16 protein-coding genes and 1 tRNA gene are annotated in these 18,663 nt (G+C 40.6%); all 17 read left to right on the top strand.

The features are described from left to right. Positions 1–82: 82 nt before the first annotated feature. A complete protein-coding gene (locus HT718_RS06780) occupies positions 83–442 on the top strand; it encodes a YbaN family protein (protein ID WP_173267963.1) in 360 nt (119 codons plus the stop codon). A gap of 93 nt (positions 443–535) precedes the next feature. Beyond that, on the top strand, positions 536–1,168 hold the full coding sequence (locus HT718_RS06775) for a copper homeostasis protein CutC (protein ID WP_173267962.1): 633 nt from the start codon (positions 536–538) through the stop codon (positions 1,166–1,168). A 43-nt stretch (positions 1,169–1,211) separates the two neighbouring features. Then, complete coding sequence (locus HT718_RS06770; protein WP_173267961.1) at positions 1,212–1,868, top strand: MmcQ/YjbR family DNA-binding protein; 657 nt, start codon at positions 1,212–1,214, stop codon at positions 1,866–1,868. Between the two features lie 301 nt (positions 1,869–2,169). Further along, positions 2,170–3,732: a 2-isopropylmalate synthase gene (locus tag HT718_RS06765; RefSeq protein ID WP_173267960.1), complete on the top strand. Its 1,563-nt coding sequence runs from the start codon at positions 2,170–2,172 to the stop codon at positions 3,730–3,732. 11 nt (positions 3,733–3,743) lie between these two features. Continuing rightward, positions 3,744–4,781, top strand: coding sequence for a 3-isopropylmalate dehydrogenase (gene leuB, locus HT718_RS06760; RefSeq protein WP_173267959.1), 1,038 nt, complete (start codon positions 3,744–3,746; stop codon positions 4,779–4,781). Continuing rightward, on the top strand, positions 4,778–5,047 hold the full coding sequence (locus HT718_RS06755) for a DUF1294 domain-containing protein (RefSeq protein ID WP_173267958.1): 270 nt from the start codon (positions 4,778–4,780) through the stop codon (positions 5,045–5,047). The genes leuB and HT718_RS06755 overlap by 4 nt, the downstream gene beginning before the upstream one ends. A gap of 3 nt (positions 5,048–5,050) precedes the next feature. Continuing rightward, positions 5,051–6,433, top strand: coding sequence for a 3-isopropylmalate dehydratase large subunit (leuC, locus tag HT718_RS06750; protein WP_173267957.1), 1,383 nt, complete (start codon positions 5,051–5,053; stop codon positions 6,431–6,433). A gap of 9 nt (positions 6,434–6,442) precedes the next feature. Further along, positions 6,443–7,036 carry a 3-isopropylmalate dehydratase small subunit gene (gene leuD, locus HT718_RS06745; protein ID WP_173267956.1) on the top strand — a complete coding sequence of 198 codons (594 nt, stop codon included), beginning with the start codon at positions 6,443–6,445 and terminating at the stop codon, positions 7,034–7,036. 25 nt (positions 7,037–7,061) lie between these two features. Further along, positions 7,062–7,841: a Sua5/YciO/YrdC/YwlC family protein gene (locus HT718_RS06740; protein WP_173267955.1), complete on the top strand. Its 780-nt coding sequence runs from the start codon at positions 7,062–7,064 to the stop codon at positions 7,839–7,841. A 211-nt stretch (positions 7,842–8,052) separates the two neighbouring features. Next, positions 8,053–10,038, top strand: coding sequence for an AAA family ATPase (locus tag HT718_RS06735; RefSeq protein WP_173267954.1), 1,986 nt, complete (start codon positions 8,053–8,055; stop codon positions 10,036–10,038). After that, on the top strand, positions 10,004–11,341 hold the full coding sequence (locus tag HT718_RS06730) for a 3-isopropylmalate dehydrogenase (protein ID WP_173267953.1): 1,338 nt from the start codon (positions 10,004–10,006) through the stop codon (positions 11,339–11,341). Before HT718_RS06735 ends, HT718_RS06730 begins: the two co-directional genes overlap by 35 nt. Positions 11,342–11,514: 173 nt before the next feature. Next, the gene (locus tag HT718_RS06725; protein ID WP_173267952.1) at positions 11,515–12,501 is read left to right on the top strand and encodes a GMP reductase; all 987 of its coding nucleotides are present in this window, start codon (positions 11,515–11,517) and stop codon (positions 12,499–12,501) included. Positions 12,502–12,567: 66 nt separating this feature from the next. After that, positions 12,568–12,639: transfer RNA gene (locus tag HT718_RS06720), tRNA-Arg, on the top strand. Positions 12,640–12,822: 183 nt separating this feature from the next. Continuing rightward, a complete protein-coding gene (gene rnc, locus HT718_RS06715; RefSeq protein ID WP_061759733.1) occupies positions 12,823–13,521 on the top strand; it encodes a ribonuclease III in 699 nt (232 codons plus the stop codon). Beyond that, positions 13,512–17,051 carry a chromosome segregation protein SMC gene (gene smc / locus HT718_RS06710; protein WP_173267951.1) on the top strand — a complete coding sequence of 1,180 codons (3,540 nt, stop codon included), beginning with the start codon at positions 13,512–13,514 and terminating at the stop codon, positions 17,049–17,051. The genes rnc and smc overlap by 10 nt, the downstream gene beginning before the upstream one ends. Further along, a complete protein-coding gene (locus HT718_RS06705) occupies positions 17,048–17,842 on the top strand; it encodes an HAD family hydrolase (RefSeq protein ID WP_173267950.1) in 795 nt (264 codons plus the stop codon). Before smc ends, HT718_RS06705 begins: the two co-directional genes overlap by 4 nt. Further along, entirely contained in the window at positions 17,842–18,660 is an 819-nt protein-coding gene (locus HT718_RS06700) for a Cof-type HAD-IIB family hydrolase (RefSeq protein WP_173267949.1), read from the top strand. Before HT718_RS06705 ends, HT718_RS06700 begins: the two co-directional genes overlap by 1 nt. The last annotated feature ends 3 nt before the right edge of the window (positions 18,661–18,663 follow it).

Raw genomic sequence — 18,663 nt, 5'->3', positions numbered from 1 at the left:
TCAGGCTCTTTTTGATTAGTGCTTGACAAAATTCACCATTGTATGCGAAACTAGAAGAAGATTAATTTAATTAGGAGAAGTTATGCGTCTTATCTATCTAATTATTGGTTTTTTATCACTGGCCTTGGCTATTGTTGGGGTTGTTTTGCCCTTGTTGCCGACAACGCCTTTCCTTTTGTTGTCTATTGCTTGTTTCTCCAGAAGTTCCAAGCGCTTCGAAGATTGGCTTTACCATACCAAGCTCTATCAAGCATATGTAGCTGATTTTCGCGAGACTAAGACTATTGCGCGTGAACGAAAGAAAAAAATCATCGTATCTATCTACATCTTGATGGGAATTTCCATTTACTTTGCGCCTCTTTTGCCGGTCAAAATCGGTCTGGGAGGTTTGACCATCTTTATCACCTATTATCTCTTTAAGGTCATTCCAGACAAAGAATAAGTAAAATTTGTAACTATTTCCCTTGATAAAATTGAAAGCATATTCACAATAATATGATATAATAAATTCAAAGTAATACTCAAGGAGAATCAAATGATTTACGAATTTTGTGCTGAAAATGTGACCTTGCTTGAAAAAGCGATGGAGGCTGGAGCTCGCCGAATCGAACTCTGTGATAATCTAGCAGTTGGTGGAACAACACCCAGCTATGGAGTGACCAAGGCAGCGGTTGAACTGGCAGTTAACTACGATACTACTATTATGACTATGATTCGTCCACGTGGTGGCGATTTTGTCTATAATGATCTTGAAATAGCTATCATGCTAGAAGACATTCGTTTGACTGCTCAGGCTGGAAGTCAAGGAGTTGTATTTGGGGTTTTAACTGCTGATAAGAAGTTGGATAAAGCTAATCTGGAGAAGCTGATTGCTGCATCAAAAGGAATGGAAATTGTCTTCCACATGGCCTTTGATGAATTGAGTGACGAAGACCAGTTGGAAGCTATTGACTGGCTCAGTCAAGCTGGTGTCACCCGTATCCTGACTCGTGCAGGTGTGTCTAGTGACTCTTTAGAGAAACGTTTCGCCCATTATCACAGAATTTTGGAATATGCTAAAGGAAAAATTGAAATTCTACCAGGTGGGGGGATTGACCTTGACAACCGTCAAACCTTTATCGATCAGCTGGGTGTGACACAATTGCATGGAACCAAGGTTGTCTTTTAAAAAATAGAAAGGAACTGCTAGCTTTTGGTAGCAGTTTTCGCTTATGTTTGAAATTTTTAAATCTTATCAGTTTAATCAAGAAAAGGCTCGTGCCTATGGTTTTGTAGAAAATGGGGAAGTCTGGACTTATAGTTGCCAGATTTTGCAGGGTGACTTTTTCATGACAGTCTCCATCACTACTGATAATGTGAATTTTCAGGTCTTTGATCAGGAAACGGGCGACCTATATCCTCAAGTCCATATGGAAAGTATGAGAGGAAGTTTTGTAGGAAGTGTCCGTGAGTCTTGTTTGGAGATTCTTTACCAGATTCGGAAGGCCTGTTTTGATGTGCAGGATTATATCTGTCCTCAGACCAAGAGAATCATGGCAGTTGTTCAAGAAAAGTATGGAAATCAATTGGAATATCTATGGGAGAAATCCCCTGATACAGCTGTTTTGCGCCATGAGGACAATCAAAAGTGGTATGCTGTTTTGATGAGAATCTCTTGGGATAAGCTTGAAAAGGGGAGAGAAGGACTAATGGAAGCAGTCAATCTCAAACATGATCAAGTAGCTGATTTGCTTTTAAAAAAGGGCATTTATCCAGCTTTTCATATGAATAAACGCTACTGGATTAGTGTGGCGCTTGATGATACTTTATCAGATGAAGAAGTACTGGAATTGATAGAAAGAAGTTGGAATTTAACTATTAAAAAATGAAACATTTCAAGAACTTTCAATTAGCAAAATATTCTTTACTGAAGAAATTTTCAGAAAATATTGGATTTTTTCTTGACATGTGTTTTTTCCTATGCTAAAATACTAAACAAGATATCAAACGAAGGAGAAAGTCAAACATGAAAACAGCTAAGTTTAATCAATTTGCTTTGTTGTTGAGGTACTCGGGCTAGTGCAAAAGCATTAGTCCTGTTTGGCTTACCAAGCGGGAGTAAATCAACATCTCGCTTGGAACTCCGAGCGGGATGTTTTTTAAAACCGAATTTAGAAAAGGGGAAATCTTATGAGAACAGTTGAATTTCTAGATACTAGCCTTCGAGATGGTGAGCAGACACCAGGTGTTAATTTTTCGATCAAGGAAAAGATTGCCATTGCAAGACAATTGGAAAAATGGGGAATTTCGGCAATTGAAGCCGGTTTTCCAGCGGCTAGCCCAGACTCATTTACGGCAGTGCAGGAGATTGCTAAGGTCTTGAAGAAAACAGCGGTGACTGGTTTAGCTCGCTCTGTTAAATCAGATATTGATGCTTGTTATGAAGCACTTAAGGATGCTAAGTATCCACAAATCCATGTTTTTATCGCTACTAGTCCTATCCATCGTGAATTTAAGTTGAATAAAAGCAAAGAGGAAATATTGGAAGCTATTAAGGAGCATGTTTCTTATGCTCGTTCTAAGTTTGAAGTGGTCGAATTCTCTCCTGAAGATGCAACTAGAACAGAGTTGGATTTCCTCTTACAAGTCGTTCAAACAGCGGTAGACGCAGGTGCAACCTATATCAATATTCCTGACACGGTTGGTTTTACCACACCAGAGGAATATGGGAATATATTCAAGTATCTGATTGACAATGTTAAAACTGACCGTCAGATTATCTATTCGCCTCACTGTCATGATGACCTTGGAATGGCAGTTGCCAATAGCCTTGCTGCTGTCAAGAACGGAGCAGGACGTGTCGAAGGAACTATCAACGGTATTGGGGAGCGAGCAGGAAATGCTGCTTTGGAAGAAATTGCAGTTGCCCTCAATATTCGCCAGGATTACTACCAAGTAGCAACCAGTATTGTCCTAAATGAAACCATCAATACTTCTGAAATGGTTTCTCGCTTCTCTGGTATTCCAGTTCCTAAAAACAAGGCCGTCGTTGGTGGCAATGCCTTTTCTCACGAATCTGGTATTCACCAAGACGGAGTCCTTAAAAATCCTCTTACTTATGAGATTATCACACCTGAATTGGTTGGAGTTAAGAGTAATAGCCTTCCACTTGGAAAATTGTCAGGTCGCCATGCCTTTGTTGAAAAACTAAGAGAATTGGCCTTAGACTATACAGAAGAGGATATCAAGCCACTCTTTGCTAAGTTCAAGGCACTGGCAGATAAGAAACAAGAAATTACAGATGCAGATATTCGTGCGCTGGTCGCTGGAACTATGGTTGAAAACCCAGAAGGCTTCCATTTTGATGATTTACAACTTCAAACTCATGCAGACAATGATATTGAAGCGCTTGTTAGCCTAGCTAATATGGATGGTGAGAAAGTCGAATTTAATGCGACAGGGCAAGGTTCCGTTGAAGCAATCTTTAACGCTATCGATAAGTTCTTTAACCAATCCGTCCGCTTGGTGTCCTATACCATTGATGCGGTGACAGATGGAATTGATGCCCAGGCTCGGGTCTTGGTAACTGTTGAAAACAGAGATACAGAAACCATCTTTAACGCAGCTGGTCTTGATTTCGATGTGCTGAAGGCTTCGGCTATTGCCTACATCAATGCTAATACCTTTGTTCAAAAAGAGAATGCTGGTGAGATGGGACGCAACGTTTCTTACCGCGATATGCCTAGTGTGTAGAGGAGAATGCTATGACAAAGAAAATAGTAGCTCTAGCAGGGGACGGAATCGGTCCAGAAATCATGGAAGCTGGTTTAGAAGTTCTGGAGGCTCTAGCTGAAAAAACAGGTTTTGACTATGAGATTGATAGACGACCTTTCGGAGGTGCAGGTATCGATGCTGCAGGGCATCCCTTACCTGATGAAACCCTCAAGGCATGTAGAGAAGCAGATGCCATTCTTCTAGCGGCTATCGGTAGTCCTCAGTATGATGGAGCAGCGGTTCGCCCTGAACAAGGTCTGCTAGCTCTCCGTAAGGAACTCAATCTCTATGCCAATATTCGCCCAGTCAAAATCTTTGATAGTCTCAAGCATTTGTCACCTCTCAAACCAGAACGAATTGCTGGTGTAGACTTTGTAGTTGTGCGTGAGTTGACAGGAGGGATTTACTTTGGAGATCATATTCTTGAAGATCGAAAAGCGCGTGATATCAACGACTATAGCTATGAGGAAGTAGAGCGGATTATTCGTAAGGCCTTTGAAATTGCAAGAAATCGCAGAAAAATCGTGACTAGTATCGATAAGCAAAATGTTCTAGCGACCTCAAAACTCTGGCGGAAAGTAGCTGAGGAAGTCGCGCAGGATTTCCCAGATGTAACCTTGGAGCACCAGCTAGTCGACTCAGCTGCCATGCTTATGATTACCAATCCTGCCAAGTTCGATGTCATCGTGACAGAGAATCTTTTCGGAGATATTCTATCTGATGAATCAAGCGTTTTATCAGGCACACTTGGAGTTATGCCATCAGCCAGTCATTCTGAAAAGGGTCCAAGTCTCTATGAGCCCATTCATGGTTCAGCTCCTGATATTGCAGGTCAAGGAATTGCCAATCCTATTTCCATGATTTTATCAGTTGCCATGATGTTGAGAGACAGTTTTGGACGTTATGAGGATGCAGAGCGTATCGAGCGTGCTGTTGAGGCAAGTTTGGCATCTGGCATTTTAACGAGAGATATAGGAGGTCAGGCTTCTACCAAGGAAATGACGGAGGCTATTATTGCAAGATTATGAAGTTAGACGAAAAAATTACTCTTGCCCTCTTGATTTGGAATGTCATGATTTTCATCATTTATGGCATTGACAAATCTAAGGCAAGAAGAAGAGTGTGGCGAATCCCAGAGAAAATCTTACTCATTTTAGCTTTTACTTGTGGTGGATTTGGTGCCTGGTTAGCAGGAATCACCTTTCACCACAAGACTAGAAAATGGTACTTTAAAACGGTTTGGTTTCTTGGGATGGTGACCACACTAGTAGTCTTATATGTTATTTGGAGGTAATGGATGGCAGGAAAATCGATTTTTGATAAATTATGGGACCGTCATGTCATCACAGGAGAAGAGGGGCAGCCCCAACTCATGTATGTGGACCAGCACTATATCCACGAGGTGACTAGCCCGCAAGCTTTTCAAGGACTGCGAGACGCAGGTCGCAGATTGAGACGACCAGACTTGACATTTGGAACTTTTGACCACAATGTCCCGACGGTCAATATTTACGATATTCGAGATGTAATTTCTAAGGCTCAAATTGATAAGCTTGCAGAAAATGTTGAGGAATTTGGGATTGAACATGCGGCCCACGGTTCTGAAAAGCAGGGGATCGTTCACATGGTAGGTCCAGAAACAGGACGAACCCAACCAGGGAAATTCATCGTCTGCGGAGACAGCCATACGGCAACCCACGGAGCTTTCGGAGCAATCGCCTTTGGAATTGGAACCAGCGAGGTCGAGCATGTCTTTGCTACCCAGACCCTCTGGCAGGTTAAACCCAAGAAAATGTTGGTAGAATTCACTGGTGTCCCTCAAAAAGGAGTTTATTCCAAGGATTTCATTTTAGCCTTGATTGCTAAGTACGGCGTTGCCTGTGGTGTTGGATACGTGGTGGAATATAGAGGACAGGTAATTGATGCACTGAGCATGGAAGAGCGAATGACTATCTGCAATATGTCTATCGAGTTTGGATCCAAGATGGGAATCATGAATCCAGATCAAACCACCTATGATTATCTCAAGGGACGCGAGTGTGTTCCAGAGAATTTCGAAGAGGCTGTGGCTGATTGGAAAACAATTGTCAGTGATGAGGATGCCGTTTACGATAAGGTTATCCAGATGGATGTCTCAGACTTGGCTCCCATGGTGACCTGGGGAACCAATCCTGCTATGGGGGTTGACTTTGACAGTAGTTTCCCAGAAATTAAGGATATGAATGATGAACGAGCTTACAATTACATGAACTTGGAGCCTGGTCAAAAGCCAGCTGATATTGAACTAGGCTATATCTTTATCGGGTCTTGTACCAATGCTCGTCTCAGCGATTTACAGCTGGCCGCGCGATTTGTCAAAGGAAAGCAAATTGCTCCTAATTTAACGGCTATCGTGGTTCCAGGATCTCGTCCTGTCAAACGAGCTGCTGAGAAGTTGGGCTTAGACAAGGTCTTCCTAGATGCTGGCTTTGAGTGGAGAGACCCAGGTTGCTCTATGTGTCTAGGGATGAATCCTGATAAGGTACCTGATGGCGTCCACTGCGCCTCAACCAGCAATCGGAACTTTGAGGACAGGCAGGGATTTGGAGCTAAGACCCATCTCTGCAGTCCAGCCATGGCAGCAGCTGCAGCTATCGCAGGGCGCTTTGTAGATGTTCGGCAAATGCCAGAGGCCCAGTAAGGAGAGGATATGGAGAAATTTACAGTTTATACAGGAACGACCGTTCCTCTCATGAATGATAACATCGACACCGACCAAATCCTACCCAAGCAGTTTCTCAAGTTGATTGATAAGAAAGGCTTTGGTAAGTACCTCATGTATGCTTGGCGTTATCTAGATGACAAGTATACTGAGGATCCAGATTTTGTCTTTAACCGACCTGAGTATCGTAAAGCAACTATCCTCATTTCAGGGGATAACTTTGGGGCAGGTTCTTCGAGGGAACACGCTGCTTGGGCTCTAGCGGACTATGGTTTTAAGGTCGTGATTGCAGGATCTTTCGGTGACATTCATTACAATAATGAACTCAATAATGGCATGTTGCCTATTGTTCAGCCCAAAGAGGTTAGAGAAAAGCTAGCCCAGCTTAAACCGACTGACCAGGTAACTGTGGACTTGGAACAACAAAAAATCATCACACCAGTTGGAGAATTCACTTTCGAAATCGATAGCGAATGGAAACACAAACTCTTAAATGGTTTGGATGATATCGGAATTACCTTGCAGTATGAAGATTTGATTGCTACTTATGAAAGACAACGACCAGCCTACTGGCAGGATTAGAAAATATAGAAAAGGAAATAGAACTATGACAAAACACATTCAATGGAACGGAACACTTTCACAAGAAGGCTATGACATTTTAAAAGGTGAGGGCGGATGTATCGTTTGCCCTACTAAAGTTGGTTACATTATCATGACCAGTGACAAGGCAGGACTTGAACGTAAGTTCGCAGCCAAAGAGCGCAATCGTAACAAACCAGGTGTCGTTCTCTGCGGTAGCATGGACGAACTTCGCGCTTTAGCACAACTTAACCCAGAAATTGAAGCATTTTACCAAAAACATTGGGACGAAGATATTCTCCTTGGTTGTATCCTTCCTTGGAAACCAGAAGCCTTTGAGAAACTCAAAGCGTATGGGGATGGCCGTGAAGAACTCATGACAGACGTGCGTGGTACTAGCTGTTTTGTTATCAAATTCGGGAAAGCTGGTGAACAATTAGCTGCTAAACTTTGGGAAGAAGGCAAGATGGTATATGCTTCATCTGCAAACCCATCTGGAAAAGGAAACCGTGGTAAGGTGGAAGGTATTGGAGAACGTATCGAAGGAGCAGTGGACCTTGTCATCGAAGCGGACGACTACGTGGCATCCATCCAACCTGACAAAACTATTGAAACTCGCTACGAGCAAGGTGTGATGGTGTCTATGGTCGATAAGGACGGCAATCTCATTCCAGAACAAGGCGGAGCACGTTCAACCTCACCAGCCCCAGTTGTAATCCGTAAAGGGCTTGACATTGATAAAATCATGATGCACCTGTCAGATACCTTTAACTCATGGGACTACCGTCAAGGTGAGTATTATTAAGATAAAAAAGAAGTCTAGTGTTATGAGGTAATAAAGCTCTCTACACTAGGCTTTTTCTTTAGAAATTCTTTTCTTTTTTTTATAGATATGATATGCTAGATGCAGAATATATTAATAGAATGTAGTTTTTGCAAAGTAAAATATCTTACTTTGAACGAAACAAATATAATTTAAGTCCAACAATAAATTTTTAATAAGCAAGGAAAACACAATGGTTTCAGAACAAACTTTCATTGACAGGATAAAAAAAGAATTCCCAGATGCAATTGAAAATCAAACAAAAAGTTATATTTCTTTTCAGGTTAAAAATAGGAAAGGGAAGTTACAAAATTTTATAGAGATTAATTTTCAAAATAAAGGAATAAAGATTGCCGTTCTCTCTAAGAGTCTTCATGATTCAGATATTTTGTTGTTTAATAAGAAGCCTGATTCATTCGGTTGGACACTTGAGGCTGAGTATTTTATTGAGGATGAAAATTCATTAAATGAGATTTTACCTTTTATAAATAAATCTTATGAATTTGTAAAAAGTGGAATTAAATCAGAGTGTTATAAAGTCTTCAAAGAATTTTTGTCTAAATTTGTGAATCAAGCAAATATCTATAATTCAAAAGATATAGAAATTAAACGTTCTCAAAAATTAGATGGAGCTGAACATATTTACCCTGCTCTGACTATTGAGGGCATTCCGTACAAAGTTGAAATGCTTAATACAGGTCATTTTGGTCCGAAGAGTGGTAATGGATATATTAAATCACCTTACTTTGGTTATCGGCTGAGTGACATTGATAACTCATGGATAAATATAAGGTGTGGTTTTCAGAGCCTTAAACTCACAGAATTTAAAATAGTAAAATGGTATAGTAATAATCGAGATGAAGATTTAGATTATAAATACTTTGTCAAGGACTTAGAGTTGGAATCAACTGCTGAACCTAACGATATTTTAAAAGAGTTTTATGATAATTTCACTAGTTTTTATAGAGAATCAGACAAGGAAGAGATAAACATGTCAGAAAATATCAACGAGTATAAGAATATCTTACTACAATCCAAAAACCTCATCCTCCGAGGTGCACCTGGTACAGGAAAAACTTATCTTGCTAAAAAAATTGCTATGGAGTTAACAAATGGTAATGAAGATCAAATTGGATTTGTACAGTTTCACCCATCTTATGACTATACGGATTTTGTAGAGGGATTGAGACCAGTATCTAATGGAGATGGTACCATTGAGTTTAAACTAGTAGATGGTATCTTTAAGAAGTTTTGTCAGAAAACTAGAGACGCTAAGAAAACTGGAGGCCAAGATAATTTTGATGAAGCTTGGACTAAACTAACGGATGCTATCAATGAGAAACAGGGACAATATTTGTTTCCTCGTAGTTCAGTTCCAGCTAGTTTAAATAGCCAAGGGAATGTGAAGTTTGATTCTCCTGTTGCTACCAAAGAAAAAGTATATCTTTTGTACAAGGGTGAGAAGACTAAGTTAAAGTACGAAACTTATCAAAAAATCGTTTTAGATCACATGAAAGAAAGTTATGGCTTATCTGATTATGTGTCTCCAAAAGAGATTAACACAGACAAAAACTTTGTATTCATTATTGATGAGATCAACCGTGGTGAGATTTCAAAGATTTTTGGAGAACTATTTTTCTCAATTGATCCTGGTTATCGTGGTGAAAAGGGAAGTGTATCTACCCAATATGCTAATTTACATGAAACTGATGAGAAATTTTATATCCCTGACAATGTCTATATTATCGGAACCATGAATGATATAGACAGATCTGTTGATACCTTCGATTTTGCTATGCGTCGTCGTTTCCGTTTTGTTGAAGTTACTGCTGAAAGTCAATTAGGCATGCTCGATGCTGCTCTTGGTGATAAAGCTGAAGAAGCGAAAAAACGTCTAAGAAACTTGAATACTGCTATAGAAAACGTTCAGGAATTAAACAGTCATTACCATATCGGACCAAGTTATTTCCGTAATTTAAAAGAATTGGATTATGACTATGAATTACTCTGGTCTGATTACCTCAAACCGCTTTTGGAAGATTACTTACGGGGTTCTTATGAAGAGGATGAAACTCTGGAGACATTGAAAAAAGCTTTTGATCAGACAAGTATAGAGGAAGCAAGTGAGTCTATAGCTGATAACAATGAAGGCGTTGAGAATGATAATACGTATAACTGATAATCATCATAGAATTGCTAAAGAAGACTTTGTCGCAGAATATCCCAAACTAAGTCAAGCACTTCTTGATAGAACACTGGATAATCTTTGTAAAGAGGAAAATATCTTTATTTTTCCAAATGATTTGAAGAATTCTCCTGACTTAGAGAAGGATCAAAAAATCTTTGAAACAGTTAATCAGAAAATCAAGACAGGAAATGTAATTGGTTTTCTGGGATATGGACAGGAACGATTAACGATTTCCTCACGTTTTTCTGATGAGAGTAATGACCATTTTTTGCATTATCTCTTACAAAAGGTTCTCAATATCAATCTGACTAGTTTGGATGTCGGTCTATCTCCTGAAGATAAGCTCTATCAACTCTTGGTTTATCTCTTCCCCAAGTATCTACAAGCTGCTATTCGAAAAGGTCTTTATAAGGAATACCATCGATTTTCTCATAATGACAGTAATGTTAAGGGAGTGATTGATGTAAGAAACCATCTCAAGAAAAATCTTCCTTTCACGGGAAATATTGCCTACACAACGAGAGAGTTCACCTATGATAATCCCCTCATGCAGTTGATTCGTCACACTATTGAATACATTAAGAACCAGAAAAGCATTGGTCAAGGGGTACTAGATAATCTCTCAACTAGTCGTGAAAACGTATCTGAAATCGTGCGTGTAACGCCCTCTTATAAACTAGCTGATCGTACTAAGATTATTCGGGGAAATCAATTTAAACCTATACGTCATGCATACTTTCACGAGTACAGAAAGTTACAAGAACTTTGTCTGATGATCTTAACCCAAGAAAAGCACGGTTTAGGGTATCAAGATCAAAAAATTCATGGTATTCTTTTTGATGTTGCCTGGCTTTGGGAAGAGTATGTTCATACTTTGTTGCCAAAAGATTTCATCCATCCACGAAATAAAGAAAAACTAGGTGGTATTTCAGTATTTTCTAGTCGAGAAAGAAAAGTATTTCCAGATTTTTATCAAGAAGAGCTTAAAATAGTATTAGATGCTAAGTATAAAAAACTGGAATTGACTGAAAAAGGGATCAACCGTGAGGACTTATTCCAGCTGATTTCTTATTCTTATATTTTAAAAGCTGAGAAGGCTGGTCTTGTTTTTCCGAGCAAGGACAAAGTTGTTGATAATGAGATAGGAAAGCTAGCAGGTTATGGAGCTTTGTTGAAGAAATGGTCTATCCAAATTCCTCAGAAGTCTTCATCCTATCGTGAATTTTGTGAAATGATGGAAAACTCCGAAGAAATTTTTAAAAGGAATATTACTAAAGAAGTGGGGAGAAAATAAACTCTCCACTTTTTTTGTTTTTGATACAAGTAAAATCCGAACAATATATTTTAATTTATAAAATTATTTGACAAAAACTGTACTTTAGTTTATAATAAATTAAGGAAACGTCGGAAAAGACGTAGTGATGCGTGAGCATAGGTAGGTCATTACAAAAGAAACGAGACATCGATATGTTAAATGAATTTCCAATTTTTGATTACGAAGATATTCAATTGATTCCAAATAAATGTGTCATTAAAAGCCGTGCAGAAGCGGATACAAGCGTCACTCTAGGAAATCACACCTTTAAACTACCTGTTGTGCCAGCTAATATGCAAACGATTTTGGATGAAAATGTAGCAGAGCAACTAGCTAAAGGTGGTTACTTCTACATTATGCACCGTTTTGATGAGGCAGGACGTATTCCCTTTATTAAGCGCATGCATGAGCAAGGGCTCATTGCTTCTATCTCTGTCGGTGTTAAGGATTATGAGTATGATTTTGTCAGCCAGCTCAAGGCTGATGCTCCAGAATACATCACGATTGACATTGCTCATGGTCATGCAGATAGCGTGATTTCTATGATTCAACACATCAAGAAAGAATTGCCAGATACTTTTGTTATTGCTGGAAATGTGGGAACACCAGAAGCTGTGCGAGAATTGGAAAATGCTGGTGCGGATGCTACTAAGGTCGGAATCGGTCCTGGTAAGGTTTGTATCACCAAGGTCAAGACTGGTTTTGGTACAGGTGGTTGGCAGTTAGCTGCTCTCCGTTGGTGTGCCAAGGCTGCACGTAAACCGATTATCGCTGATGGTGGAATTCGTACTCACGGTGATATTGCTAAGTCTATTCGTTTTGGTGCCAGCATGGTCATGATTGGTTCCCTCTTTGCAGGACATATTGAGAGTCCTGGGAAAACTATTGAAGTCGATGGTGAACAGTTCAAAGAATACTACGGTTCAGCTTCACAATATCAAAAGGGTGCTTATAAAAACGTCGAAGGAAAACGCATCTTACTTCCTGCTAAAGGTCATTTACAAGACACTTTGACTGAGATGGAACAAGACCTTCAAAGTGCTATTTCTTATGCAGGTGGAAGTCAGGTTGCTGACCTTAAACACGTTGATTATGTGATCGTGAAAAACTCTATCTGGAATGGGGATGCGTCCCACTAAGACGGGCTATCTCACTAGAAAAAAACTTGTTATTAGAGCAAATTTCTGTTATAATAAAACAAGTTTCCACCCTTAGTGTAATGGATATCACGTAAGATTCCGGTTCTTGAGATGGGGGTTCGATTCCCTCAGGGTGGATGTAAAGATCCTAAGAAAGCCTTTAATAGGGCTTTTTTCTTTATTCTGCCCTAAGTTTAACCTAAAAACTGAAAATCATATTCTATAAAGTGCCCAAATCCCCTCCAGTCCCGTTTTAAAGTGACTCAGGGGGCTTTTTTTGATATAATAAAAAGGACTGTTATCAGTTAGAAAGAGGTTGGTATGAAAGAATTACAAACTGTACTAAAGAACCATTTTGCAATCGAATTTGCAGACAAAAAGTTACTGGAAACTGCCTTTACTCATACGAGTTATGCCAATGAGCACCGCCTCTTAAAAATTTCACACAATGAACGCTTGGAATTTTTAGGAGACGCTGTTCTACAGTTATTGATTTCAGAATATCTGTATAAAAAATATCCTAAAAAGCCTGAGGGTGACTTGTCTAAACTCCGTGCCATGATTGTCCGCGAGGAAAGTTTGGCTGGTTTTGCGCGTGATTGCCAGTTTGACCAGTTTATCAAGCTGGGTAAGGGGGAAGAAAAGTCTGGTGGTCGCAATCGTGACACCATTCTTGGTGATGCCTTTGAGGCCTTTCTAGGTGCCCTTCTTTTGGATAAGGATGTGGCCAAGGTCAAGGAATTTATCTATCAAGTCATGATTCCTAAGGTTGAAGCAGGCGAGTTTGAGATGATTACAGACTACAAAACCCATCTCCAAGAGTTACTTCAGGTCAATGGGGATGTGGCTATTCGTTATCAGGTAATTTCTGAAACGGGTCCTGCCCACGATAAGGTTTTTGATGTAGAAGTTCTTGTTGAAGGTAAGAGCATTGGTCAAGGCAAAGGTCGTTCTAAGAAATTAGCAGAGCAGGAAGCTGCCAAAAATGCCGTCGAGAAAGGGCTGGATTCATGTATTTAAAGGAAATCGAAATTCAGGGATTCAAGTCTTTTGCTGATAAGACCAAGGTTGTCTTTGACCAAGGTGTGACGGCAGTTGTTGGCCCCAATGGATCTGGAAAGTCGAATATTACAGAAAGTCTGCGTTGGGCCTTGGGGGAGTCTAGTGTCAAGAGTCTCCGTGGCGGCAAGATGCCGGATGTCATTTTTGCTGGAACTGAAAGTCGCAAACCGCTCAATTATGCTTCTGTAGTTGTGACTTTGGATAATAATGACGGATTTATCAAGGACGCAGGTCAAGAAATCAGGGTAGAACGCCATATCTATCGTAGTGGAGATAGCGAATACAAAATTGACGGCAAGAAAGTCCGTCTGCGTGATATTCATGATCTTTTCTTGGATACAGGTTTGGGACGAGATTCCTTCTCCATCATTTCCCAAGGAAAGGTTGAGGAAATTTTTAATTCCAAACCTGAGGAACGCCGTGCTATTTTTGAAGAAGCTGCTGGGGTTTTAAAATACAAGACTCGCAGAAAAGAAACTGAGAGCAAACTGCAGCAAACTCAGGATAATCTAGACCGTCTTGAAGACATTATCTACGAGTTGGATAATCAAATCAAGCCTCTTAAAAAGCAAGCTGAAAATGCTCGTAAGTTTCTAGACTTGGAAGGTCAACGCAAGGCTATTTACTTAGATGTCCTGGTTGCTCAAATCACGGAAAATAAGGCTGAATTAGAGTTGACAGAAGAAGAGTTGGCTCAGGTTCAGGAACTCTTGACGAGCTACTACCAGAAGCGTGAAAAATTAGAAGAAGAAAATCAGAATCTCAAGAAGCAACGTCAAGATTTACAGGCTGAAATGGCCAAAGATCAGGGCAGTTTGATGGACTTGACCAGTCTGATTAGTGATTTAGAGAGAAAATTAGCCCTATCTAAACTAGAATCTGAGCAAGTAGCCCTCAATCAACAGGAAGCACAAGCTCGTTTGGCTGCTTTGGAAGATAAGAGAAAATCACTCAGCAAAGAAAAATCTGATAAGGAAAGCTCTTTAGCCCTTTTAGAAGAAAATCTAATCCAAAATAATCAAAAACTCAATCGTTTAGAAGCTGAATTACTAGCTTTTTCAGATGATCCTGACCAGATGATTGAGCTCTTACGTGAACGCTTTGTGGCTCTTCTACAAGAAGAAGCCGATGTCTCAAACCAACTGACCCGCATCGAGAATGAGTTGGAAAATAGCCGTCAGCTTTCTCAAAAACAAGCAGATCAACTAGAAAAGCTCAAAGAACAACTAGCTTCAGCTAAAGAGAAGGCTAGTCAGCAAGAGGCTGAGCTTGAAACTGCTAAGGAGCAGGTTCAGAAATTATTGGCTGATTACCAAGTCTGTGCCAAGGAGCAAGAGGAGCAGAAAACTTCCTATCAAGCTCAACAAAGTCAACTCTTTGACCGTCTGGATAGTCTTAAAAACAAACAGGCTAGAGCCCAGAGTTTGGAAAATATCCTGAGAAATCACAGTAACTTTTACGCGGGTGTTAAGAGTGTTCTCCAAGAAAAAGACCGCCTTGGTGGGATTATTGGTGCAGTCAGTGAGCATTTAACTTTTGATGTGCGTTATCAAACTGCCCTAGAGATTGCGCTTGGAGCGAGTAGTCAGCATATCATCGTAGAAGATGAAGAGTCGGCAACTAGAGCCATTGATTTCCTTAAACGGAACAGAGCCGGTCGTGCAACCTTCCTTCCGTTGACGACGATCAAGGCGCGTACGATTTCAAGCCAGAATCAAGATGCTATCGCATCAAGTCCGGGATTTTTGGGTATGGCAGATGAGTTGGTTACTTTTGATACTAGACTGGAATCCATTTTCAAGAACTTACTAGCTACGACGGCTATCTTTGATACTGTAGAACATGCGCGTGCAGCCGCGCGCCAAGTTCGTTATCAGGTTCGTATGGTCACTTTGGACGGCACAGAGTTGCGCACGGGTGGTTCTTATGCAGGTGGTGCCAATCGCCAGAATAACAGCATTTTCATCAAGCCAGAACTGGAACAATTGCAAAAAGAAATTGCTGAAGAAGAAGCAAGCTTGCGTTCAGAAGAGGCGAGTTTGAAGACCTTGCAAGATGAGATGGCTAGATTGACAGAAAGATTAGAAGCCATCAAATCTCAGGGGGAGCAGGCACGTATTCAGGAGCAAGGCTTGTCCCTCGCTTATCAGCAGACCAGCCAACAAGTTGAAGAACTGGAAACTCTTTGGAAACTTCAAGAAGAGGAATTAAATCGTCTTTCTGACGGAGATTGGCAAGTAGATAAAGAAAAATACCAAGAGCGCCTTGCTACTATTGCCAGTGACAAGCAAAATCTGGAAGCTGAGATTGAAGAGATTAAGTCTAACAAAAACGCCATCCAAGAACGCTATCAAAACTTGCAGGAAGAGCTAGCGCAAGCTCGCCTGCTTAAGACAGAACTACAAGGGCAAAAACGTTATGAAGTAGCTGATATTGAGCGTTTAGGCAAAGAATTGGACAATTTAGATATCGAACAAGAGGAAATCCAGCGCCTTCTTCAAGAAAAGGTTGATAATCTTGAGAAAGTTGATACGGATTTGCTCAGTCAACAGGCCGAAGAAGCCAAATCTCAGAAAACAAATCTCCAACAAGGTTTGATTCGCAAGCAGTTTGAATTGGATGATATAGAAGGTCAGCTGGATGATATTGCCAGTCATTTGGACCAGGCTCGCCAGCAGAATGAAGAGTGGATTCGCAAGCAAACTCGTGCTGAAGCCAAGAAAGAAAAGGTCAGCGAGCGCTTGCGCCATCTACAAAGTCAATTAATAGACCAGTACCAAATTAGCTATACAGAAGCTATCGAAAAGGCGCATGAGTTGGAAAATCTCAATCTGGCAGAGCAAGAGGTTAAGGATTTGGAGAAGGCTATTCGCTCACTGGGTCCTGTCAACTTGGAAGCTATTGACCAGTACGAAGAAGTCCACAACCGTCTGGGTTTCCTAAATAGCCAGCGAGATGATATTTTGTCAGCGAAAAACCTGCTTCTAGAGACTATCACAGAGATGAATGATGAGGTTAAGGAACGCTTTAAATCAACCTTTGAGGCTATTCGTGAGTCCTTTAAAGTGACCTTCAAGCAGATGTTTGGTGGAGGTCAGGCGGACCTGATTTTGACTGAGGGAGACTTGCTGACAGCTGGGGTTGAGATTTCTGTTCAACCTCCAGGTAAGAAAATCCAGTCTCTCAACCTCATGAGTGGTGGTGAAAAAGCTCTATCGGCTCTTGCCTTGCTCTTCTCGATTATCCGTGTTAAGACTATCCCATTTGTTATTTTGGATGAGGTAGAGGCTGCGCTGGACGAAGCTAATGTTAAGCGTTTCGGGGATTACCTCAACCGCTTTGACAAGGACAGCCAGTTCATCGTCGTAACCCACCGTAAGGGAACTATGGCAGCGGCCGATTCCATCTATGGAGTGACCATGCAAGAATCGGGTGTTTCAAAGATTGTCTCAGTTAAGTTAAAAGATTTAGAAAGTATTGAAGGATGACAATTAAACTAGTAGCAACGGATATGGACGGAACCTTCCTAGATGAGAATGGACGCTTTGATATGGATCGCCTCAAGTCTCTCTTGGTTTCCTACAAGGAAAAAGGGATTTACTTTGCGGTAGCTTCGGGGCGAGGATTTCTATCCTTAGAAAAATTATTTTCTGATGTTCGTGATAACATTATTTTCATCGCGGAAAATGGAAGTTTGGTCGAATATCAAGGTCAGGACTTGTATGAAGCGACCATGTCTCGTGAGTTTTATCTAGCAACTTTTGAAAAGCTGAAAATGTCACCTTATGTAGATATCAATAAACTGCTCTTGACGGGTAAGAAGGGTTCTTATGTGCTAGATACGGTTGATGAGACCTATTTGAAAGAGAGCCAGCATTATAATGAAAATATCCAAAAAGTAGCGAGTTTGGAAGATATTACAGATGATATTTTCAAATTTACAACCAACTTCACAGAAGAAACGCTAGAAGCTGGAGAAGCTTGGGTAAATGAAAATGTTCCTGGTGTCAAAGCCATGACAACTGGCTTTGAATCCATTGATATTGTTCTGGACTATGTCGATAAGGGAGTGGCCATTGTTGAATTAGCTAAAAAACTTGGTATCACAATGGATCAGGTTATGGCTTTTGGAGACAATCTAAATGACTTGCACATGATGCAGGTTGTCGGTCATCCTGTAGCTCCTGAAAATGCACGACCAGAAATTTTAGAATTAGCAGAGACTGTGATTGGTCACCATAAGGACCAGTCGGTTATCGCTTATATGGAGGGCTTATAATGGCAGATATAAAATTGATTGCATTGGACTTGGACGGGACCTTGCTGACTACTGATAAAAGGCTGACGGATCGTACCAAGGCAACCCTGAAAGCTGCACGTGATCGTGGTATCAAGGTCGTATTGACAACTGGTCGTCCCTTAAAAGCTATGGATTTCTTCCTTCATGAGCTAGGGACTGACGGCCAGGAAGATGAGTATACCATTACCTTTAATGGTGGTTTGGTTCAGAAAAATACAGGTGAAATCCTTGATAAAACAGTCTTTTCATATGATGATGTGGCACGCTTGTATGAGGAAACAGAGAAATTATCACTGCCTCTTGATGCTATCTCAGAAGGAACGGTTTATCAAATCCAATCTGACCAAGAAAGTCTTTATGCCAAATTTAATCCAGCATTGACCTTTGTTCCAGTGGCCTTTGAAGACCTATCTAGTCAAATGACTTACAATAAGTGCGTGACTGCCTTTGCTCAAGAACCCTTGGATGCAGCCATTCAAAAGATTTCACCAGAATTGTTTGACCAATATGAAATCTTTAAATCACGTGAAATGTTGCTAGAATGGTCACCAAAGAATGTTCATAAAGCAACAGGCTTGGCAAAACTAATCAGCCATCTGGGAATTGACCAAAGCCAAGTTATGGCTTGTGGTGACGAGGCCAATGACCTCTCGATGATTGAATGGGCAGGGCTTGGTGTTGCCATGCAAAATGCTGTTCCTGAAGTCAAGGCAGTCGCAAATGTAGTGACTCCAATGACCAACGATGAAGAGGCTGTCGCCTGGGCTATCGAAGAATATGTACTAAAGGAGAACTAAGAT

The organism is Streptococcus sp. 714 (assembly GCF_013277115.1).
Lineage (GTDB): Bacteria > Bacillota > Bacilli > Lactobacillales > Streptococcaceae > Streptococcus.
The sequence above is the reverse complement of the archived record's forward strand: the minus strand, read 5'-3'. Positions and strand labels throughout refer to the sequence as shown.